Origin of the sequence: Methylobacterium sp. (assembly GCF_028290105.1) — a bacterium.
Taxonomy (GTDB): domain Bacteria; phylum Pseudomonadota; class Alphaproteobacteria; order Rhizobiales; family Beijerinckiaceae; genus Methylobacterium.
Genome location: NZ_JAQGKL010000154.1, coordinates 26615 through 46753, shown reverse-complemented (window position 1 = coordinate 46753; position 20139 = coordinate 26615). Strand labels below are relative to the sequence as shown.

The window sequence follows — 20139 nt, the reverse complement described above, 5'->3', positions numbered from 1 at the left end:
GCGTGGCCTTCGCCCCCGCCCTCCTCGCCTTCTGTCTCCTCGGCCCTGGCCACGTGCGAGCCGCCAGCGTGGCGGTGGAGGTCGAGGGCATCGAGGCGGGCGGCCTCGTCTTCGTGGCCCTGTGCCAGGACGGGCTGACCGAGGCCGAGTGCCGGAACGGGCAGCAGGCCGCGCCGCGTGGCCCCACCCAGCGCTTCGTCTTCGCGGACGTGGTGCCCGGCACCTACGCGGCGATCGCTTACCAGGACACGAACGGCAACGGGCGCCTCGACCGGACCGGCCTCGGCCTGCCCCTCGAACCCTACGGCTTCTCCGGGGACGCGGCCCGCTCGGCCCGCCCGGATTTCGCCCGCGCGCGCTTTGGCGTGCGCGAGCCGGGCGCCGGCGTGCGGGTCCGCCTGTCGCGCGCCCTGCCCCGCCGCTGAGCGCGCCGTGAACGCCCGCCCCGAGCCGCTCCTGCGGGTGGCCGGCGCCGCCCTCGCCTATCGCGGCACCCGGGTGCTGGAGGGCGTCGACCTCGTCCTCGGCGCCGGCGAGACCCTGGCCCTGCTCGGCCCCAACGGTGCGGGTAAGACCTCCCTGATGCGCCTCGTCGCCGGCCGGCTGGCGCCGGGCGCCGGCCATGTCCGCATCGACGGCGACGATCCCCATCGCGCCCGCTCCGCGCGCCGGGCCATCGGCTGGGTGCCGCAGGAGATCGCCCTCTATCCCCGGCTCTCCGTGGCCGAGAACCTGTCCGTCTTCGCGCAACTGGCCGGGGTCGCGCGGCGCGAGCGGGCGGGCGCCGTCGCCACCGGCCTCGACCTCTGCGCCCTGGCGGACGTGGCGACGCGTCCGGTGGGCCTGCTCTCCGGCGGCTACCAGCGCCGCGTCAACATCGCCGCCAGCCTGATGGCGCACCCGCGCCTCGTGCTCCTCGACGAGCCGACGCAAGGGGTGGATCTCCACGCCCGCGCGGCGATCCACGCCGTGCTCGGCCGCCTGCGCGAGGCCGGCACCGCCCTCCTCGTCGCCACCCACGATTTCGCCGAGGCCGAACGCCTCGCCGACCGCGTCGCGATCCTGGCGCGGGGCCGCATCGTCGCGGAAGGGCGCCTGTCCGAACTCCTCGCCCGCATCCGCGCCGACGCCCCCGAGCACGAAGTGGCCCTCGCCGAGCCCGCCGACGCGGCGGCAGGGGCGCACCTGCGCCGGACCGGCTTCCAGCCGGTGGATACCGGCTCTACCTGGCGCGCGAGCCGGCTGGCCGGCCCCCAGCGTGACGGCGCCGCCCTGCTCGAAGCCCTCCGGAGCGCGGGCGTGCCCGTCGCGGAGATCCGCATCCGCGCGCCTGGCCTGGAGGCGGTCTATCGCGCGGCCCTCGCGGAGGGAGAGGCCGGGCTCGAGGACCGGAGCGTCGCGTCATGATCTCGGCCGCTATCCGCGTGATGCTGCTGGGGCTGGTGCGCGACCGCGCCGCCCTGGTCATGGCCTTCGTGCTGCCGACCGTGATCTTCGTGATCTTCGCGGCGATCTTCTCGGGGGCGCTCGGCGAGCGCATCCGCATCCATCTCGGCCTCCTCGATCTGGCGCGGACCCCAACGACGCAGCGCCTGATGCAGGCGCTCGAAGCCGACCCGTCCTTGCGCGTCGGGCACCTCGCGGCGGCCGACCTCGACGGGGCCGTCGCGGCGGTGCGGCGCGGCGAGGTCGATGTCGCCCTGGTTCTGCGCGGCGACCTCGACGCGGGATCGACGGGCGCCGGCCAGCCGGTGGTGCTCGTCGAGAACCCCGCCAAGGCCCTGGCGACGCCGATCGCGCTGGGCCAGCTCCAGCGCGTCCTCAACGAGGCCCTGCCCGACGTGGTCCTGGCCCGGATCGTCGCCGACGTGGAGCGCTCGGGCAAGATCGGCCCGGACGAGCGCGCCTTCCTCAACGACGCGTTCGCCGAGCAGCGCGCCCGCAAGGAGCCCTTCGCCTTCGCGTCCCTGGTGGAGCGGCGCAGCACCGCCTCCGGGCTCACCAACGACCGCGTCAGCTACTATGCCGGGGCCATCACCGCGGTGTTCCTGCTGTTTGCCGCCATGCAGGGCGCCCTCTCCCTGGTCGACGAGCGCCAATCCGGCCTCGCCGACCGGCTGATGGCGGGGCCGGGCGGGCTCGGCGTGGTGGTGCTCGGCAAGTTCCTGTTCCTGGTGGGCCAGGGCCTCGTCCAGGCCGGCCTGATCTTCACCGCCGCCGCCCTCCTGCACGGCGTCGACATCCGGCCGCATTGGGCGGCCTGGCTGCTGACCTCGCTCCTCGTCTCCGCCATGGCGGCGGGCCTGGCGCTCGCCGCCTGCGCGGCCTCCGCCACCCGCCAGCAGGCGCATCTGGCCGCCACCTTCGGCGTGCTCCTGCTCTCGGCGGTGGGTGGCAGCATGGTGCCCCGCTTCCTGATGCCGCCCTGGCTGCAGGAGGCCGGCTGGCTCACCCCCAACGCCTGGGCCATCGAGGGCTACCAGAACGCCCTGAGCGAGGGCTGGGCGGCGGCCCTGCCCGCCTGGGGCGTGATGGGGCTGGTGGCGATGGCCGGGCTCGGGGCCGCGCTGGGGCTGGTGTCGCGGCGGGCCGTCTGACGATCGGGACAGGGACGACGAAAGTCTGCGCCGCGACGGGTTAGCGCGTTGACCGCGCGCCTATCCGGTCTAGCTTCATGACAGCTAAGGGCTTTCGAACGAGCCCGGGGAGTGACACGAACATGCGGGCTGGGTCTTCGGTCGCCGTCGTCGGCGCAGGGTTGGGCGGCCTCGCGGCGGCCTGCGTGAGCGCCGCGCGCGGCCACACGGTCACGCTCTACGACAAGAACGATTGGCTCGGCGGCAAGGCGGCGGTCCTGCACGAGGGCGGGTTCCGCTTCGACATGGGCCCGACCATCCTCACCGTGCCGAAGGTGCTGGAGCGGATCTTCCAGGAGGCCGGGCGCGACATTCACGACTACCTGGATCTGCGCCGCCTCGATCCGCAATGGCGCTGCTTCTTCGACGACAACACCCATCTCGACCTCATGGCCGACGTGCCCACCATGGCCGCCGACATGGAGCGCTTCGCCCCCGGCACCGGGGCCGGCGAGGGCTACAAGAAGTTCCTCGAGATCTCCGAGCACCTGCACGACGTCTCGAACAAGTTCTTCTTCTGGAAGCCGGTCGAGGACCTGTTCGACACGATCAACATCCGCGCCAACATGAACCCGGGGACGCTCCGCGACGTGCTCTCCCTGCGCATGGGGTCGTCGGTGGCCGGCACCATCCGTTCGAAGGTCAAGGACGCGCGCCTCGCGCAGATGCTCGACCACTTCGTGCAATATGTCGGCTCCTCGCCCTACGGCGCGCCGGCCGTGCTCTGCGCCATCGCGCACATGCAGACGGCGGAGGGGGTCTGGTATCCGATGGGCGGCACCCGCGCGGTGGCCGAGGCGCTCACCAAGCTGGCCTCCGAACTCGGCGCCACCCTGCGGCCCGGCGACGAGGTCACCGGCCTTTCCATCGAGGGCGGCGCGGTCAAGGGCGTGAAGACGGCCTCCGGCATCACGCCGTTCGACGCCGTCATCTCCAACATGGATTCGGTGCGCACCTACCGCGAACTCGTCGGGGGCGCCGTCGGCAAGTCCTATGAGAAGAAGAGCTTCGAGCCGGCCTGTTCCGGCGTGGTGCTCTATCTCGGGCTGAACAAGCGCTACGAGCACCTGAACCACCACGACTTCGTCTTCTCCCGCGACCCGGAAGAGGAGTTCGACTACATCTACCACAAGGGCGAGCCGGCTCCGGACCCGACGGCCTACCTCGCGGCCCCCTCCTCCACCGATCCGTCCGTGGCGCCCGAAGGCGGCGAGGCGCTCTACGTCCTCGTGCACACGCCCTATCTCAGGCCGCACCACGACTGGTCGAAGATGTTCCCGGCCTACCGGCAGGTCATCCTCGACAAGCTCAAGCGCACGGCCAACATGCCCGACCTCGAGGAGCGCATCGTCGTCGAGCGCCACCTGACGCCGCAGGACATCCACGAGCGCTACAAGGTGCTCAACGGCGCCATCTACGGCCTCGCCTCGCACGGCAAGTTCATGGGCGCCTTCAAGCCCGGCAACCGCTCCCGGCAGGTGCGTGGCCTGTATCTGGCCGGCGGCGCCGCCCATCCCGGTCCCGGCATGCCGATGGTGATGATGTCGGGCTGGATCGCGGCCGACGCCCTCGACACTGACGCCCGCGCCGAGGTCCGTGCCAGCGCCTGAGGGTTCCTTCCGTGACGCGTGAGGAGGGACCCGCCCGCTCGCCCGCCCTGTGGCGGTTCATGGTCGTGTATTTCGACCGGTACGTGCGCCGCCACCTCAACGCCCTGCGGCTCGCCCGCTGGGGCGTGCCGACCTGCGCCGACCACCCCGGTCCCATCGTGGTCTATTGCAACCATCCGGCCTGGTGGGACGCCGCGATCGTCATCCTGCTCGCCGGGCGGCTGTTTCCCCGCCGCGAGAGCCACGCGCCCTTCGACGCGCGGATGCTGGCGAAATACGCGGTCTTCGCCCGCATGGGCGCCTTCGCGGTCGATCTCGATTCGGCCCGGGGCGCCGCGCAGTTCCTTCGGGCCTCGCGGCGCATCCTCGCCGCGCCGGACCGGATGATCTGGATCACCGCGCAGGGGCGCTTCGCCGATGTGCGCGCCCGGCCACTCGGCCTGCGCGCCGGCATCGGACGCCTGCCCGAAATCGCCCCCGACGCCCTGTTCGTGCCGCTGGCGCTGGAATACGCGTTCTGGGATGAGCGCGGCGGCGAGGCCTTCGCGGCGTTCGGCACGCCGGTCCCGGGCACCGCGCTGCTGGCCCTGTCGCGGCCCGAGCGCCTGGCCCGCATGGAGGCGGACCTCACCGCCACCCTCGATGCGTTGAGCGCCGACGTGGTGTCGCGCGAGGCGGAGCGCTTCACGCCGCTCGCCTCCGGTGCGAAAGGGGTCGGCGGGGTCTACGATCTCTGGCGCCGCCTGCGCGCCATCCTGGGCGGCCGGCGCTTCGAACCGGCCCACCGACAGAAGGGAGACCCGGTTCCGTGATGCTCGCCCTCGCGATCCTGGCACTGGTCTGCGCGGGTCTGTCCGGCCTGATCGCCTGGGTGAACCTCTCCCTGCTGCGTACCCCCGAGCCCGACCTCGACGTCCGCGCCCGGGTCTCGATCCTGATCCCGGCCCGCAACGAGGCCGCGATCATCGAAGCGACCGTGCGGGCGGCCCTGGCGAGCCAGGGCGCGTCGGTCGAGGTGCTGGTGGGCGACGACCAGTCCACCGACGACACCGCCGCGATCGTCTCGGGCCTCGCGGCCGGGGACCCGCGTCTGCGCCTCGTCCCCATCCCGCCCCTGCCAGAGGGCTGGACGGGAAAGAACCACGCCTGCGCGCGGCTCGCCGAGGCCGCGCAGGGCACGCATCTCCTCTTCGTCGACGCTGACGTGACCCTGGCACCCGCCGCCGCCGCCGCCCTCGCCGCCCATGCCCGGCGCACCGAGTCGGCCCTCGTCAGCGGCGTGCCGCGCCAAGTCATGGGCTCGCTCGGCGAGCGCCTGACGGTGCCGATGATCAACTTCCTGCTCGTCGGCTACCTGCCGATGGCGATGATGCGGGCGTCCCTTCGCCCGAGCCTCGGCGCCGCCTGCGGGCAGCTCGTCCTGGTGGCGCGCGAGGCCTACCGGGAGATCGGCGGCCACGGGGCGTTGCGCGCCAGCCTGCACGACGGCGTCGCGCTGCCGCGCCGGTTCCGCCGGGCCGGCCACCGCACCGACCTCGTGGCGGCGCACGCGCTCGCCACCTGCCGGATGTACCGGGGCTTCGCGCAGAGCTGGGCGGGTTTCTCGAAGAACGCCCACGAGGGCATGGCGACCCCCCGCGCCCTCCCGGTCTGGACCCTGCTGCTGGCCGGCGGACATGTGTTGCCTTGGGCGCTCCTCGGGCTCGCCCTTTGCGGGTTCGGCTCGGGCCCGGCCACGTTCGTGGCCTTCGCGGCGGCCCTGGTCTCCCTGGCGACGCGGGCCGCGATCACCCTCGTCACCCGCGAGCCGGCGGTCACGATCCCCCTGCACCCCCTGGCCGTGCTGGTGGCGCTGGCGATCCAGTGGGGCGCGCTCCTGCGGCGCAAGGGCGCCGGGACGCCCCTGTGGAAGGGGCGCAGCTACCCGATCGGTCCCTCCTGAGGGTCGGGCGTCGTCTCCGCCAGGATCCAGGCGACCGTGTCGGGGTCGGCGCCGGCGGTGGGGAGATGCAGGATGATCGGCGTCTCGTAGGGGTGGCGCGCCTTCAGGGCGGCGCCGAGCGCCTCGACGAGACCCTCCCGGCTCTTCAGGATCGCCACCACCTCCGTGCCCCGCTCCACCACGCCCTTCCAGGCGTAGACGGATTGCATCCCGGGCAGGACGTTGACGCAGGCCGCGAGCCGCAGGCGCACCAGTTCCTCTCCCACATCCAGGGCGGTGCTGGCATCCGGGAAGGTGGTGTAGACGAGAAGCGCGCGCTCCATGCTATGGGTCTCCGACCAGGGCCCGGACGTTCCGGCGGCGCGCGTGCCGACGGAACCGGGTGGGAGACGCTGGCGCGAAGGCTTCGCGCGGGCAAGGTGTTCGGCAAGGCGGATGTGAGCCCATGGCGCGGCGTTTCGAACGGCTTGCCTTCGTCGCGAGTCCCACGCCGGACGCCCGGCAGGCCGCCGACACCCTGATGCGGCGCTACGACCACGTGCCGCCCGACGAGGCCGACGTGGTCGTGGCGTTGGGCGGCGACGGCCTCATGCTCCAGACCCTGCACCGCTTCATGCATGCCGGCACGCCGATCTACGGCATGAACCGGGGCACCGTCGGCTTTCTCATGAACGAGTTTCGCGAGGAAGGGCTGATCGAGCGCCTGGAGAACACCAAGCGCAGCATCATCCACCCGCTGATGATGACGGCGGTGGACACCGAGGGGCGCCGGCACGAGGCGCGAGCGCTCAACGAAGTCTACATGCTGCGCCAGACCCATCAGACCGCCAAGCTGCGGATCTCGGTCGACGGGCATGTCCGGCTGCCGGAACTCATCGCCGACGGCGTGCTCGCGGCGACGCCCGCCGGCTCCACCGCCTACAACCTCTCGGTGGGCGGGCCGATCCTGCCCCTCAACGCCCGCCTGCTGGCGCTCACGCCCATTTCGGCCTTCCGGCCCCGTCGCTGGCGCGGCGCGCTGCTGCCCGACTTCGCCCGCATCCTGATCGAGGTGCTCGACGCCGAGCACCGCCCCGTGGCGGCGGTGGCCGACCACACGGAGTTCCGGCGCGTCTGCACGGTGGAGACCTGGCTCGACCACGCCACCAACCTGACCCTGCTGCACGACCCCGGCCACAGCCTCGACGAGCGCATCCTCCGCGAGCAGTTCGGCTGAGAGCGGTTCAGGCGGCGATCCGCGCCCGGTCGTCGCGGTAGCTGGCGATCAGGGCCTCGGGGATCGCATCGAGCACGACCTCGACGGCCACGGCGCGCGTCCGCTCGCGGCCGCCCTGGAACGCGGCCAGGATCGCGTCGGGGAGCGCGTCCAGGATGAGGCCGACCGGATCGGTGCGGGCCGCGTCCTCGCCCTGTGCGATCTCTCGGACCTGCGCGATCTCTCGGACCTGAGCGGCGTCGGGCGGGTCCAGCACGTTCGGAGCCTGGGCGATGTCCGGAGGCGACGGGACTTCCATGACCGCCGCGACCTCGAAGACCGGCGTGATCTCCGGCGCCTGCTGGGCTTCCACCTCCGGGGTCGCCTCGGGGGCCGGCGTGGCTTCCGGCATCAGGTCCGGCGCTGAAGCGGTCTCGAAGGTCTGGGTGATGAGGCGCTGGGCCTCGCGCCACTCGCCGTCGAGGATCTCGTTCTGAAGGCGCAGGGTCTCGGCCTCTTCGGCCTCCGCCGCGAGTTCGCGGGCGATCACGCGCGCCTCCTCGCGGGCGGCCTCGGCCTCGAAGCGGGCGAGCAGCGCCATCACCCCTTGCGCCTCGGCGAACGGCATGGCCTCGCAGGCGGTCAGGGCCCGCTCGATCATCAGGCGGGACAGGCCGGCCCCGGTCCTGGCGATGCCGCCCTGGCTGGCCTCGCGCCACGCCGACAGGGCGGCGGTGAAGGCCGGGAGCAGCACGGGCGGCAAGCCGGCCTTGCGGTGGAGGGCGGCGAAGGCGGCGGCGGGCGCATCCTGCATCAGCCCCGCCACCCGCCGCGCGGGCAGGCCCGCGAGGTCGGCCAGCGCCGTTTCCGCGAAGGCCATCTGGCCCGACAGGATGGCGCGCAGGAGCAGGCCGGCATTCAGCTGGCCGCAGGCCTTCAGGTGGGCCACTAGGCGGGCGAGGTCGACGGGGTGCGCGTCGGCGCTGAAGGCGAGGGTCGCGCGCTCCTGCGCCTCGCGGCTGGCGCGCTCGCTGCGCGCCGGGGTGAGCCAGCCCGAGGACACCGCGAAGGCCGAGAGCGATTCGGCGAGCCGCGTCGTCACGCTCTGGCGCACCTCGAGGGGCAGGTCGGGCCGGGCGAGGACCGCCTCGCGCAGGCGGGCCGCGTCGCCGTGGCGCTCGACCATGCGCATCAGGCTGCCGGTGGTGATCTGGGCGCCGCGGTTGCGGGCGAGCGCCACCAGGGCCTCGGCCTCGCCGATCTCCGCCAGGGCTCCGGCGACGGCGGGCGACAGGTTCGGCCGCCGGGCGATGGCGAGGCGGACGGTGAGGCACCCGATGGCGACGCCGTCCACGAGGTCCGCGTCGCCGAGGACCGGCGAGCGGGCGAGGACGATGGCGGCGATCTCGGCCTGGTCGCCGGCGAGCCCGACGATCAGCGTGCGCGGTGCCGTGGCGCAGCCGGCACAGGCCTCCGCCAGGGCCCGCCGCACGAGGCTCGAGGGATCGTCGAGGAGCGCGAGGAGGGTGGCCTCCGCTTCCCAGGCGATGTCGTCCGAAAGGCCGTCGTAGAGGTAGGCGCGGGCCAGGGCGCCCGCCGCCTCCGCCCGGCGCGCGGCGGAGCTGTGCTGCGTCCAGGCGAGGAACTGGCGGATGATCATGAGCCGCTCCGGATCGTGAAGAGGGACAGGTCGAGGGGCGCGCCCGGCCGGGGCGCCTGGCCCGAGGCACCGAATTCCGCCGGCCGGCGCGGCGGCAGCGGCGCGCCGACCAGGGCGGCGCCGGGAGCCGGGATCGTGGCGGCGGGGGCGGGATCGGTGCCGGTCGCCACGGTCGGTGCCGGGGCGGTGTCGGTGCCGTCCGAGCGCGGGAAATAGGTCGGGGCGCTGCGGCTCGCCTGCGGGTTGCCTGCCGGCTGCCCGCTCATCTCCTGCCTGCCCGTATCCTGGCCGCGCGCCTGCCACAGGCGCGCGACGCCGGCGGAGACGCCGCCCTGCTGGCGCGGGTCGGTCTGGAACATCGAGCGCAGGCCCCCCTCGTTGAGGGAGGCGTAGGCGGTGGTGCCCTCGGGCAGCGCGATCGTGGCGGTGGACGCGGCCGGCTGTGCGCCCGTGCGGGCGGTCGCCAGATGCGCGTAGAGCTCGGCCGCGCCGCGCGGGCGCCCGGACCTGTCGTAGAACAGGCCGCGGTTGGCGGCGGCCGCCTCCGGCATGTCGAGGGCGGCGGCCCGGGCCGGGCTCGCCTGCGCCGTCGAGATCAGGGACGCCGCGCCCCGCGCGCCGAGGACGTGGGCGGCGTAGAGGTCGCCGCCCGTCGGCTCGCGCCCGAGGGCCGCCGTCAGGGTCTCGCGGTTCCGCTCGGTGAGCGCGCCCGCCATGGTGGCGGCGATCTTCGGGTCGCGCCGGAGGTCGAGGATGGTCTGCCGGGCGCCGGCGTCGCTCACCGTGTAGGTGCCGTCGGCCCCCTTGGTGATCGCGTCCGCATAGGTCGAGAGGCCGAGCCGGGGGCCGGCATTCTTCATGGTGCCGAGCCAGGTCTGCTCGATGAATTGGAACAGCCCGGTGGCCGAGGAGGTCCCGGCTTTGGCGGAAGGGTCGAGGGAGGATTCGCGCTGGGCCGTGGCGAGGAGATAGTCGAAGCCGGCACCCGAGGTCTGCGCCCCGTCGCGGATCGCCTGGACGACCCCGTTCGACCCGGCGGCCCGCCCGGTCGCACCCGCCGGATCGCGCGTGCCCGCGTCCCGGCTGGCGCCGGTGTCGCGGGGGTTGGCGGTGGGCGTGGTGAAGAGGAACATGGCCGTCCGGCTGGGGGCGGAATCCGGTGCTGCCCCGCCGACAACATTTGTCTCCGCTATGGTAAAGAAAGCTTGAAAGAACAGGCGTAATCGCACGGCTCATCGTGGGATTCGATGGGCGGCACCGTGGCACCTCGCGCGAAAGCCAGCCCCTCGTCCGCCCAACCCGTGAGGCCCCCGAGCATGAGCTTCACCGGCCGTCCGAGTTCGGCGAGCCGCAAAGCCGCCCGGTCGGCGCCGTTGCAATGCGGCCCGGCGCAATAGACCACGAACAGCGTATCCGCGGGCCAGGCGGCCACGCGCTCGGCCGTGATCAGGCGATGGGGCAGGTACACCGCACCGGGAACGTGGCGCGCCTCGAACGCCGCCTGCGAGCCCGCCACGTGGAGCAGCACGAAGTCGACGGGGCCGCCCTCCAGCGCCGCCGCCACCTCGGCACAGTCGGTCTCCAATCCCAGGCGGCGGCGGAAATGCTCGCGCGCGATCGCGGACGGGCTGGCGGGAACGGCGCTCACGAGGCTCATCTTGGCGTCTCCGGGTTGGTGGAGGACAGGAGGCGGTGGAGGACAGGTCTAGCTTCGGGCGTGCAGCTTGGCGCCGGGCCGGATTGCCAGTTAGCGTTGCGTTCATGCCAAAGCCGCAGGTGCCCCTCTCCCCCGCCCGTCGCCTCGTGGTGGTGCTGGCCTATGACGGGCTCTGCACCTTCGAGTTCGGGGTCGCCGTCGAGATCTTCGGCCTGCCGCGCCCCGAGATGGGCGAGGCATGGTACCGCTTCGCGGTGGCCGGCCTCGATCCCGGCCCGATGCGGGCGGAGGGCGGCGTGCGCATCCTCGCCGACGGCGGGCTCGACCTCTTCGAGCAGGCCGGCACCATCGTGGTGCCGGGCTGGCGCGGACCCGGGATGCCGGTGCCCGAGCCCCTCGTCACGGCGCTGCGCGCGGCGGCGGAGCGCGGGGCCCGCATCCTGTCGATCTGCTCCGGCGTCTTCGTCCTGGCCGCCTCCGGGTTGCTGGAGGGGCGGCGCGCCACCACCCATTGGCGCCACGCCCGCGCGCTGGCCGAGCGGCATCCCGGCATCCGCTTCGTCCCGGATGTGCTCTACGTCGACGAGGGCGCGATCCTGACCTCCGCCGGCAGCGCCGCCGGGATCGACCTCTGCCTGCACCTCGTGCGCCGCGATTTCGGTGCCGCCGCCGCCAACCGGGTCGCGCGCCGCCTCGTGGTGCCGCCCCACCGCGACGGCGCGCAGGCGCAGATCGTCGCCGAGCCCGTGCCGGTCGTGCACGAGGCCGCGCGGCTCGGGCCGCTGCTCGATGCGATGCGGGCGGAGCCGGGCCGCGACTGGCCGATCGCCACCCTCGCGACACGGGCCGGGATGAGCCGGCGCACGCTGCTGCGCCGCTTCTCGGCCGCGACGGGGACCACACCGGCCCGGTGGCTGCTCGGCCTTCGCCTCGACCGGGCCCGCGACCTCCTGGAGCAACCGGACCGGGCCCTGGAGGCGGTCGCCGAGGCGGCGGGCTTCGCCACGGCCGCCACCCTGCGCCGGCACTTCCGGCGGCGGTTCTCGGTGACGCCGTCCGCCTACCGCGCGGGGGCGACCACAAACACGAACGGCGCCCCGGAGGACGCCTGATATGTCGCGATGGATCGGAGAAGGAAACTGGAGCGGGCGAAGGGATTCGAACCCTCGACCCCAACCTTGGCAAGGTTGTGCTCTACCCCTGAGCTACACCCGCTCACAACCGTCCTGGCGGGCGAACCCATGACGGATCGTCGTCTCAACGAAGGATGACGCCGCTCTGCAACGGCGCCGCTTCGGTCGTCTCGTTCGGTAAATTGGAGCGGGCGAAGGGATTCGAACCCTCGACCCCAACCTTGGCAAGGTTGTGCTCTACCCCTGAGCTACACCCGCTCACAACCGTACCGCCGATGGATAGACCCGCCGGCGGCCCCGGACGGCGTCTCTAAACACCATTCCGCCGGGTGTTGCAAGCGCTGAATCCGGCGCCTGTTTGCCGGCGTCTAAGGCTGCCACTGCGCGGCGGGCGGCAGGCCCTCCCGGATCTCGCGCAGGCGCACACGGGTGGCTTGGGTGGTTTCCGGCGGGAGCGCGTCGAGGGGAAAGAACCCGCAGGCCGCGATCTCCCGGTCCGGCGCCTTCGGGGCGCGCACCGAAAAGGCGGGGGCGACGTAGAGCGCGACGTGGTCGCGGCCGGCCGCCGCCCGGTTGTGGTAGAACCCGTGCAGCCGCAGGGGCTGCGCAGGATCGACCACGATCTCGGCCTCCTCGCGGAACTCGCGGATCATCGCCTCCGCCGCGCTCTCCCCCGCCTCGATGCCCCCGCCCGGCAGGTGCCAGCCCGCCACGTAGGTGTGCCGCACGAGGCAAACCCGACCCGCCTCGTCGATGGCGGCCCCGCGCACGCCGAGCGTCATGCCGCGGGTTGCCAGCGCCCCGAGGTGGAACAGCCGCCGGGCCCAGGAATGGTCGAGGATCAACCCTCAGACCACGTGGAGATGGATGGCGCCGAGGCCGTCGATGGCCGCGTGCATGGTCTCGCCCCGCTTGACCGCGCCGACGCCGGACGGCGTGCCGGTGAAGATGAGGTCGCCCGGATGCAACTCGAAATAGGTCGAGAGCAGCGCGATCTGCTCGGGAAGCGACCAGATCATCTCCGAGAGGTCGCCGCGCTGGCGTTCCGCCGCGTCCACCGCCAGGGTGATGGCGCCCCGGGTCGGATGCCCGATCGCGGAGGCCGGATGCAGCGGCCCGACCGGCGCCGAGGCATCGGCGGATTTGGCGAGATCCCAGGGCCGCGCCAGGCGCTTGGCCTCGTCCTGGACGTCGCGCCGGGTCATGTCGAGGCCGACCGCGTAGCCGTAGACGTGCCCGAGGGCGTCCGTCTCCGGGATGTCGCGGCCGCCGAGCGCCAGGGCCGCCACCATCTCCACCTCGAAATGGTAGTTCTCCGTGCGCGGCGGATAGGGGTGATCGACCGCCTCCGTGCCAGCCACGACCTGCAGGGTGTCGGCGGGTTTCATGAAGAAGAACGGCGGCTCGCGGTCGGGGTCCTTGCCCATCTCGCGGGCGTGGGCCGCGTAGTTGCGCCCGACGCAATAGACCCGCCGGACCGGGAACAGGTCGTCGCTGCCGACGATCGGCAGGGCGATGCGGGGCGGGTTCGGGATCACGGACAACATGGGATTCCAACCTCGACAGATGGCGGATGCGGCGGAGCGCCCCGTTCCTCGCCCTGCACAGGGCGCACCGCCTCCCCTATCATAGGGGCTGGACCCGGCCGCGCCATCCCAGCTGGTCCCCACCGCCCGCGCGAGACCTCTTCGTGACCGACGCACCCGCCCTTCTGACCCGTCTCACCGAGCGACTCGGGCGCGCCCATGTCCTCACGGATGCCGCCGACCTCGCTCCCTACCTTTCGGAGACGCGGGGCCTGCGCCGGGGCCACGCCCTCGCGGTGGTGCGGCCGGCCGACACCGCCGAGGTCGCCTTCACGGTGCGGGCCTGCGCCGAGGCGGGCGTGGCCGTGGTGGCGCAGGGAGGCAATACCGGCCATGTCGGCGGGGGGCTGCCGCAGGGGGGCATCGTCGTCTCCATGGCGCGGCTGACGCGCCTGCGCGCGGTCGATCCGGTGAATGCCAGCATCACCGTGGAGGCCGGCATGGTGCTCAGCGAGGTGCAGGCTGCGGCGGAGGCCGCCGGGATGCTGTTCCCGCTCTCGCTGGCCTCCGAGGGCTCGTGCCGCATCGGTGGCAACCTCTCCACCAACGCGGGCGGCACGGCGGTGCTCGCCTACGGCAATGCCCGCGACCTCGTCCTCGGGCTCGAGGTGGTGCTGGCCGACGGCCGGGTCTGGAACGGGCTCAAGGGCCTGCGCAAGGACAATGCGGGCTACGACCTCAAGCACCTCTTCCTCGGCTCCGAGGGCACCCTGGGACTGATCACGGCGGCGGTGCTGAAGCTCCACCCGCGGCCCTTGTCGCGCGCGGTGGCCTTCGTGGGCCTCGCCTCCGCCGAGGCCGCGCTCGGCCTGTTCCGGGCGCTGCGGGACGAGGCCGGGGCGGCGCTCACCGCCTTCGAGTACATGGTGCCCTTCGGGCTGGAGATCGTCCTGCGCCATCGCGCCGGGGCCCGGCCGCCCCTGGCGGGCAGCCACGGGGCCTATGCCCTGGTGGAGGTCTCCACCACGCGGCCCGACGAGGACGCCGGCGAATTCCTGGCGGCGATGCTCGCCCGGGCGCATGGCGAAGACCGGATCGGGGATGCCGCCCTTGCGTCGAGCGAGGCGCAGGCTCGCGATTTCTGGGACCTGCGCGAGAGCCTGTCCGAGGTCCAGAAGGCCGAGGGCGGCTCGATCAAGCACGACGTCTCGGTGCCGCTCTCGCGCCTGCCCGAATTCCTCGACCGGGCCACGCGAGCCTGCGAGGCTGCGTTGCCGGGCCTGCGCGTCTGCGCCTTCGGGCATTTCGGCGACGGCAACATCCACTTCAACCTGAGCCAGCCGGTCGGCATGGACCGGGCCGCCTTCCTGGCCCTGTGGGAGCCCTTCAACCGGATCGTGCACGACATCGTGTACGCCCTCGACGGATCCATCGCCGCCGAACACGGCGTCGGCCTGCTGAAGCGCGAGGAACTCGGGCGCTATGCCGATCCGGTCGCCCTCGACCTGATGCGCACCCTCAAGGCGGCCCTCGATCCGCGGAACATCCTCAATCCGGGCAAAGTCCTGCCCATCAAAGTCCTGCCCGGCGAAGTCAGGCCGGGCTTCGACGTTTGAACCGGCATCAACAAAAATTTAGCCGGAACTCCGTCGCGGGCTGCGGGATTACTATTGTGCGTCGCACAAAGAGACGTCAGATTGTTGACCGCAACGCGCCATAAATCGGCTGCGCTGGTCAGAGTAAGAGTTTGAACCGCAACGGTGGCGGGTTGGGTGCGCTGCGGCGGGTTAGCCCGGCCTTAACCCTTTCGCCCTCTCATCGGAGAGGACAGCGCCATCGCGACACGGCGGCCCGCCGGGGTGGGTCGACGACCGAAGACCGAGCAGGAGACGCGTTCGATGCCGACTTCCCAGGCGAGAGTTCCGACGGCCGAGGCGAGCCGCTACCTGAAGCAACTCTGCCGCCACTGGAGCCACAAATTCCCGGTGGAAGCCACCGATGCGGCCGGCCGCGTGCCGTTCGGCGAGGACCGGGTCTGCACCTTCGAGGCCGGTCCCGACGCCCTGCTGATGCGGGTGGCGACCCCCGATCCGGCGGCGCTGACGCGCCTCGAGAACGTGGTCTCCGACCATCTCCTGCGCTTCGCCTTCCGCGAGAACCTCGGCGAGATCACCTGGTCGCGCGCCGCTTGAGCACCCAGACCGGTCGGCCCGTCGAGGCTTGACCTGCGGTCCCGGGACCCGATCTTGAGCGCGGGACGCTCGAGGTAGGACCGGGAGAAAAGCATGGACGGGATCGCGCAGACAGCCCACGGGGCCGCGCCGTCGAGCGCACCGCTGCACGCCGAGCGTTTGCAGCGCCTCGCGGAGGTCGCCGTCAAGGTTGGGCTCGGCCTGAGGGCGGGCCAGGAACTGGTGATCACCGCGCCCCTCGAGACGGTGCCGCTCGCCCGCGCCATCACGGAGGAGGCCTATCGGGCCGGCGCCTCCCTCGTCACCACCTTCTACTCGGACGACGCCGCCACCCTGGCGCGTTTCGCCCATGCCCCCGACGAGGCCTTCGATACGGCCGCCGGCTGGCTCTACGCGGGCATGGCCGAGGCCTATCGCAACGGCGCGGCCCGCCTCGCCATCGCGGGCGACGACCCGTCCCTGCTGGCGGGCCAGGATTCGACGAAGGTCGCGCGCGCCAACCGCGCCCGCTCGAAGGCCTACGTGCCGGCCCTCGAACTCATCGCCAATTTCTCCACGAACTGGACCATCGTCTCGGCGGCGACCACGCCCTGGGCCCGCACGGTGTTCCCGGACCTGCCCGAGGCCGAGGCCGTGTCCCGCCTGTGGGATGCGATCTTCGCCGCCTCGCGGGTGGACGGGCCCGATCCGGTGGCGGCCTGGGAGGCGCACAACGCGGCCCTTCACACCCGCATGCACGCGCTCAACGCGCACCGCTTCGCGGCCCTGCGCTTCGGCGGGCCCGGCACCGATCTCACCGTAGGGCTGGCCGACGATCACGAATGGTGCGGCGGTGCCTCGGCCTCGCGAAGTGGCATCGTCTGCAACGCCAACATCCCCACCGAGGAGGTGTTCACCACCCCCCACAAGGACCGGGTCGACGGCACCGTCACCAGCACCAAGCCGCTCTCCTACCAGGGCACCCTGATCGACGGCATCACGGTGCGCTTCGAGGGGGGCCGCATCGTCGAGGCGAGCGCCCGGACCGGTAACGACGTGCTCGCCAAGGTGCTGGAGACCGACGCGGGCGCGAGGCACCTGGGTGAGGTGGCCCTGGTGCCCGCCTCTTCGGCGATCTCGGCCTCGGGGCTCTTGTTCTACAACACCCTCTACGACGAGAACGCCGCGAGCCACATCGCCCTGGGCCAGGCCTACAGCAAGTGTTTTCGCAACGGCGGGGCGGATTACAGCGAGGACGATCTCGCGGCGCGCGGCGCCAACCGCAGCCTGATCCACATCGACTGGATGATCGGCTCCGACCGGATCGACGTCGACGGCCTCTCCGCCGAGGGGCGCGCCATCCCGGTGATGCGGGCCGGCGAGTGGGTCGACTGAGACGATCCTCCGCGCGATTGCCAGGGATGCCCTGACGGGGAGGCCCACAATGCGCAGCCTGGGGCCCGAATGCACCGGGCGTGCGGGACCACACGACATTCGCGTGCGTACCGTTGACGTGGGTAAATTTCCCACGCAATGAGAGGGGGTGGTCACGACGACCACGGACCCAACGACCGTCCGGGTGAGGCCGATGACCCGAACCTCGCCCCATCCGCCCGGTTCACCGATCATCGCGCCACGCGCGCTGGCCGGCGCTTGGAAGCCGGGATGTGGGCGGCCGGCCCCCTGAACGGGCGACCGTCGCAACCTGTCCCCGCATGCGCCATCTCCTCAGGGAGACAACGAGGATCTCATGATCAAGCCTCTTCTGCTCGCCGGCCCCGTGGCTGTCTTTGTTTCCGGAGCGGCCTTCGCCGCCGATCTGCCGCGCCGCGCGGCCCCACCCGTCTTCACGACGGTGCCGGTCTTCAGCTGGACCGGCTTCTATGCCGGTCTCAACGCCGGATACGGGTTCGACGCGGGCAGCGGCACCAGCGGGTCCACCGTCGTCACCACCTCGGCGGCCTCCGGCCTCATCGCCAATGGCGGCGCGCCGGGCGTCGCCACCTTCAGCAACGACCGGGCGAACAATGGTTTCTCGGGCGGCGGCCAGATCGGCTACAACTACCAGTTCACGCCGGGCTCCGGCTTCGTGATCGGTGTCGAGGCGGATGCCCAGTATCTCGGTTTCGGCGCCAACCGGAACACGGCATCCTTCACCGGCACGCCCAATGCCGACTTGACCTTCGTCAACCCGAACGGCCTGTCGAACCTCGATTACTTCGGCACCGTGCGCGGCCGCCTCGGCTATGCCTTCGACCGGACCCTCGTCTACGGCACCGGCGGCTTCGCCTATGGCGGCGGGGGCGGCTCCAGCTTCGGCCTGCCCAACAGCACCAGCGACTCGTTCCGCACGGGCTGGGCGGCCGGCGGCGGCATCGAGTACGCCCTGCCCACCGACTCGTTCCTGAACTTCTTCCGGTCCTCGGCGGTCACGGTGAAGGTCGAGGGGCTCTATGTCAGCCTCGACCGGAACAGCACCAACGGCGCCTTCGCGTATTCGAACAGCACCGGGACCGTCTACAACGTTTCCGGCACTGGATATGCGTCCACCACCGGCTACACCAGCCGCCGCTCGGACGAATTCGCCGTCGTGCGCGCCGGTCTGAACTACAAGTTCGGCACCTACTAACGCGGGGCCGGCACACCGGTTTGGCCTGAGCATCCCCAGCCCGATCAGACTGGCCGCTCGGTCAGACGGCACCCCGGGAGCGATCCCGGGGTGTTTCTGGTTCGGCCGAGCCCGCCCGCGAAAAAGCGTTCCTAGAAACCCGGTGCCTTGGCGGCGCCGAGGATGCGGCTGGGGCGTCCCTCGCTACCGCCCTGCAGAACCACGACGTAGGAATCGGCCTCCGCCACGCGGGCCGCATGACGCGAGACCTCGAAATGGGCCGCGCGCCCCGTCCAGGGGCCGATCCGGTGCATCCCGCGCACGACGTTGATGTAGTCGAAGACCTGGCCCTTGTTGTCGCCCCCGCCGATTTCGATGCGGCGGCGACGCATCACCGGCAGCAGCCAGAGATCGGCCGGGGCGTCCGCTTCGCCGCCCGCGCCGACATCGACGCAGATCCGGTCGCCTTCCTCCCAACTCCTGACCGAAACCTGGGACGGGCTGCCCGCCCGGGCCCGGCGCAGGGCGCGCTCCAGGGCGTTGCGGTCCGAGCGGATCATCGAGGGCTTGCCGTTGACGATGGCCTGGGGCGTGAAGACCTGTCGCTCGCCGCGCAGGGCCGCATAGGCACGCTGGCGCGCCGTGAACGCGGCCATGCCGTAGACGTCCTTCCAGCCGAGATAGTCCCAGTAGGTGATCGGGAAGGTCAGGGCGATCACGCCGGGCTCACGGGCGAACTCCGCGAGCACCCGCGACGCCGACTGGCAGGAGCCGCAGCCCTGGCTGGTGTAGAGCTCGATCACCACCGGATGCCGCTCGCTCGCGCTCGCCCGCGTCGCGCTGGCGCCCAGGGCGCCGGCGAGCAGCAGGCCGACGGTTCGGCGAGGCAGGAGGGTGGCGTCGCGGCTCATGCTGTCACGATACCGCCGGCTGGCGGTCGGCGGGTGTCACGGTCCCTCGATCGGCCTGTACACTCGCCGCCACTTCGGCACCTGGTGCCTTTTGGGTACTCGCCGCCTGCGGCCCACCGGGCTTCGGTTTGGGCAGCATGGCGGGGCGCCAGCGCCGGTGCATCCAGAGCCACTGGCCGGGGTTCTCGCGGATCCAGTCCTCGATCACCCGCGTCATCGCCTGCATCGCGCCCTGGACGTCGATGGCGCCGGTGGCGTCGCGCGGCAGGTCGAGGGGGGGCGTGAGTTCCAGGTGGAAGCGCGTGCCCTCGCGGCGCACCACCCGGGCCCCGTGGACCGGACACTCGTAATGGCGGGCGAGCTTGCCCAGGAGCGGGTTGACGAGGACGGGCTTGCCGAAGAACTCGACCACGACGCCACGGGTGAAGTGCTGGTCGATGAGCTGGCCGAGATGGCCGCCGCGATCGACGACGCCCTGCATGGCGAAGACCGCCCCCTGGCCGGCGGCCGCGAGACCCCCCATGGTCTGGCGGCGCACCTCCTGCACCAGCTGGGCGGAGGCCGCGTCGTTGGGCGGACGGAAGATCGCGGTGGCGTCGAGGCCGAACTTCGCCGCGCAGATCGCGGGCAGTTCCCAGTTGGCGAGGTGGGCGGAGAAGATCAGCCCGGGCTTGCCGTCGTCGCGCAGGTCCGCGAAGTGGTTCTCACCCGAGACCGTGATGTGCCGGCTCGCGGAGAGATCCGCCAGATCGAGGTCGAACAGGGTCTGGAGATGCGCGTATTCGGCGCCCGTGCGGCCGAGATTGTCCCAGGCCTGCCCGGCCAGGGCGCGGATCGCGGCCTCGTCGTGCTCGGGAAAGGCCGCCCGCAGGTTCGCCATGGCGGTGCGGTGGGCGGGGAGGAAGGGGCCAATGGTCCGGACGAGGCGTCCGCCGACCCGGCTCGCGCGCTCGGCGCCGAGCGCCCGCGCCAACAGGAACAGGCCCCGGATCAGGGGAATCATCGCGAGCCCGGCGAGCCGTGGCAGGTTACGCTTCAGGACGAGGGCAAGGCGAAGCAAAACGAATTCCGTGACGCGGGACGTTCCGGC

20 protein-coding genes and 2 tRNA genes are annotated in these 20139 nt (G+C 72.3%); 12 read left to right on the top strand and 10 right to left on the bottom strand.

Translation table 11 applies throughout. The features are described from left to right. The first annotated feature begins 2 nt into the window (after positions 1 to 2). From JWQ05_RS11225 to JWQ05_RS11200, 6 genes are all read left to right on the top strand, one after another. On the top strand, positions 3 to 425 hold the full coding sequence (locus tag JWQ05_RS11225) for a DUF2141 domain-containing protein (protein WP_299658524.1): 423 nt from the start codon (positions 3 to 5) through the stop codon (positions 423 to 425). Positions 426 to 432: 7 nt separating this feature from the next. Then, positions 433 to 1407 (top strand): ABC transporter ATP-binding protein, encoded by a 975-nt coding sequence (locus tag JWQ05_RS11220; RefSeq protein ID WP_299658523.1) that lies wholly within the window; start codon positions 433 to 435, stop codon positions 1405 to 1407. Beyond that, positions 1404 to 2597, top strand: a complete 1194-nt coding sequence (locus tag JWQ05_RS11215; protein ID WP_299658522.1) for an ABC transporter permease — start codon at positions 1404 to 1406, stop codon at positions 2595 to 2597. Before JWQ05_RS11220 ends, JWQ05_RS11215 begins: the two co-directional genes overlap by 4 nt. 122 nt (positions 2598 to 2719) lie before the next feature. Continuing rightward, positions 2720 to 4246 carry an NAD(P)/FAD-dependent oxidoreductase gene (gene crtI, locus JWQ05_RS11210; protein WP_299658521.1) on the top strand — a complete coding sequence of 509 codons (1527 nt, stop codon included), beginning with the start codon at positions 2720 to 2722 and terminating at the stop codon, positions 4244 to 4246. 59 nt (positions 4247 to 4305) lie between these two features. After that, entirely contained in the window at positions 4306 to 5058 is a 753-nt protein-coding gene (locus JWQ05_RS11205; protein WP_299658546.1) for a lysophospholipid acyltransferase family protein, read from the top strand. Then, the gene (locus tag JWQ05_RS11200; protein ID WP_299658545.1) at positions 5058 to 6188 is read left to right on the top strand and encodes a glycosyltransferase family 2 protein; all 1131 of its coding nucleotides are present in this window, start codon (positions 5058 to 5060) and stop codon (positions 6186 to 6188) included. Before JWQ05_RS11205 ends, JWQ05_RS11200 begins: the two co-directional genes overlap by 1 nt. On the opposite strand, the gene cutA is transcribed toward JWQ05_RS11200, so the two are convergent. Beyond that, positions 6167 to 6511: a divalent-cation tolerance protein CutA gene (cutA, locus tag JWQ05_RS11195; RefSeq protein WP_299658520.1), complete on the bottom strand. Its 345-nt coding sequence runs from the start codon at positions 6509 to 6511 to the stop codon at positions 6167 to 6169. The genes JWQ05_RS11200 and cutA overlap by 22 nt on opposite strands. A gap of 122 nt (positions 6512 to 6633) precedes the next feature. On the opposite strand from cutA, the gene JWQ05_RS11190 reads away from it, so the two are divergent. Then, positions 6634 to 7404 carry an NAD kinase gene (locus tag JWQ05_RS11190; protein WP_299658519.1) on the top strand — a complete coding sequence of 257 codons (771 nt, stop codon included), beginning with the start codon at positions 6634 to 6636 and terminating at the stop codon, positions 7402 to 7404. Between the two features lie 7 nt (positions 7405 to 7411). Here JWQ05_RS11190 and JWQ05_RS11185 read toward each other — a convergent pair whose 3' ends face one another. Genes JWQ05_RS11185 through JWQ05_RS11175 form a run of 3 tightly spaced genes read right to left on the bottom strand, consistent with a single transcriptional unit; the run spans position 7412 to position 10700 of the window. After that, the gene (locus JWQ05_RS11185; RefSeq protein WP_299658518.1) at positions 7412 to 9043 is read right to left on the bottom strand and encodes a DUF2336 domain-containing protein; all 1632 of its coding nucleotides are present in this window, start codon (positions 9041 to 9043) and stop codon (positions 7412 to 7414) included. Next, entirely contained in the window at positions 9040 to 10176 is a 1137-nt protein-coding gene (locus tag JWQ05_RS11180) for a lytic transglycosylase domain-containing protein (protein WP_299658517.1), read from the bottom strand. The genes JWQ05_RS11185 and JWQ05_RS11180 overlap by 4 nt, the downstream gene beginning before the upstream one ends. A 56-nt stretch (positions 10177 to 10232) precedes the next feature. Further along, a complete protein-coding gene (locus tag JWQ05_RS11175; protein WP_299658516.1) occupies positions 10233 to 10700 on the bottom strand; it encodes a rhodanese-like domain-containing protein in 468 nt (155 codons plus the stop codon). Between the two features lie 104 nt (positions 10701 to 10804). Between JWQ05_RS11175 and ftrA the strand changes: the two genes are divergently transcribed. Next, a complete protein-coding gene (gene ftrA / locus JWQ05_RS11170; protein WP_299658515.1) occupies positions 10805 to 11812 on the top strand; it encodes a transcriptional regulator FtrA in 1008 nt (335 codons plus the stop codon). A 28-nt stretch (positions 11813 to 11840) separates the two neighbouring features. On the opposite strand, the gene JWQ05_RS11165 is transcribed toward ftrA, so the two are convergent. The 4 genes from JWQ05_RS11165 to JWQ05_RS11150 all read right to left on the bottom strand — a co-directional run bounded on the left by JWQ05_RS11165 (position 11841) and on the right by JWQ05_RS11150 (position 13380). After that, a tRNA-Gly gene (locus JWQ05_RS11165) sits at positions 11841 to 11915 on the bottom strand. Between the two features lie 101 nt (positions 11916 to 12016). Beyond that, positions 12017 to 12091: transfer RNA gene (locus tag JWQ05_RS11160), tRNA-Gly, on the bottom strand. 110 nt (positions 12092 to 12201) lie between these two features. After that, on the bottom strand, positions 12202 to 12678 hold the full coding sequence (locus JWQ05_RS11155) for an NUDIX domain-containing protein (protein WP_299658514.1): 477 nt from the start codon (positions 12676 to 12678) through the stop codon (positions 12202 to 12204). 3 nt (positions 12679 to 12681) lie between these two features. Then, positions 12682 to 13380: a fumarylacetoacetate hydrolase family protein gene (locus tag JWQ05_RS11150; RefSeq protein ID WP_299658513.1), complete on the bottom strand. Its 699-nt coding sequence runs from the start codon at positions 13378 to 13380 to the stop codon at positions 12682 to 12684. Positions 13381 to 13523: 143 nt separating this feature from the next. On the opposite strand from JWQ05_RS11150, the gene JWQ05_RS11145 reads away from it, so the two are divergent. From JWQ05_RS11145 to JWQ05_RS11130, 4 genes are all read left to right on the top strand, one after another. Then, positions 13524 to 14975 carry an FAD-binding oxidoreductase gene (locus JWQ05_RS11145; protein ID WP_299658512.1) on the top strand — a complete coding sequence of 484 codons (1452 nt, stop codon included), beginning with the start codon at positions 13524 to 13526 and terminating at the stop codon, positions 14973 to 14975. Positions 14976 to 15257: 282 nt separating this feature from the next. Then, on the top strand, positions 15258 to 15551 hold the full coding sequence (locus JWQ05_RS11140; RefSeq protein ID WP_299658511.1) for a DUF2218 domain-containing protein: 294 nt from the start codon (positions 15258 to 15260) through the stop codon (positions 15549 to 15551). Between the two features lie 93 nt (positions 15552 to 15644). Beyond that, a complete protein-coding gene (locus JWQ05_RS11135) occupies positions 15645 to 16925 on the top strand; it encodes an aminopeptidase (RefSeq protein ID WP_299658510.1) in 1281 nt (426 codons plus the stop codon). 355 nt (positions 16926 to 17280) lie between these two features. Then, the gene (locus tag JWQ05_RS11130; protein WP_299658509.1) at positions 17281 to 18159 is read left to right on the top strand and encodes an outer membrane protein; all 879 of its coding nucleotides are present in this window, start codon (positions 17281 to 17283) and stop codon (positions 18157 to 18159) included. 131 nt (positions 18160 to 18290) lie between these two features. On the opposite strand, the gene JWQ05_RS11125 is transcribed toward JWQ05_RS11130, so the two are convergent. Then, on the bottom strand, positions 18291 to 19049 hold the full coding sequence (locus JWQ05_RS11125; protein WP_299658508.1) for a thioredoxin family protein: 759 nt from the start codon (positions 19047 to 19049) through the stop codon (positions 18291 to 18293). 4 nt (positions 19050 to 19053) lie between these two features. Then, positions 19054 to 20109 (bottom strand): lipid A biosynthesis lauroyl acyltransferase, encoded by a 1056-nt coding sequence (locus JWQ05_RS11120; protein ID WP_299658507.1) that lies wholly within the window; start codon positions 20107 to 20109, stop codon positions 19054 to 19056. Positions 20110 to 20139: the final 30 nt, after the last annotated feature.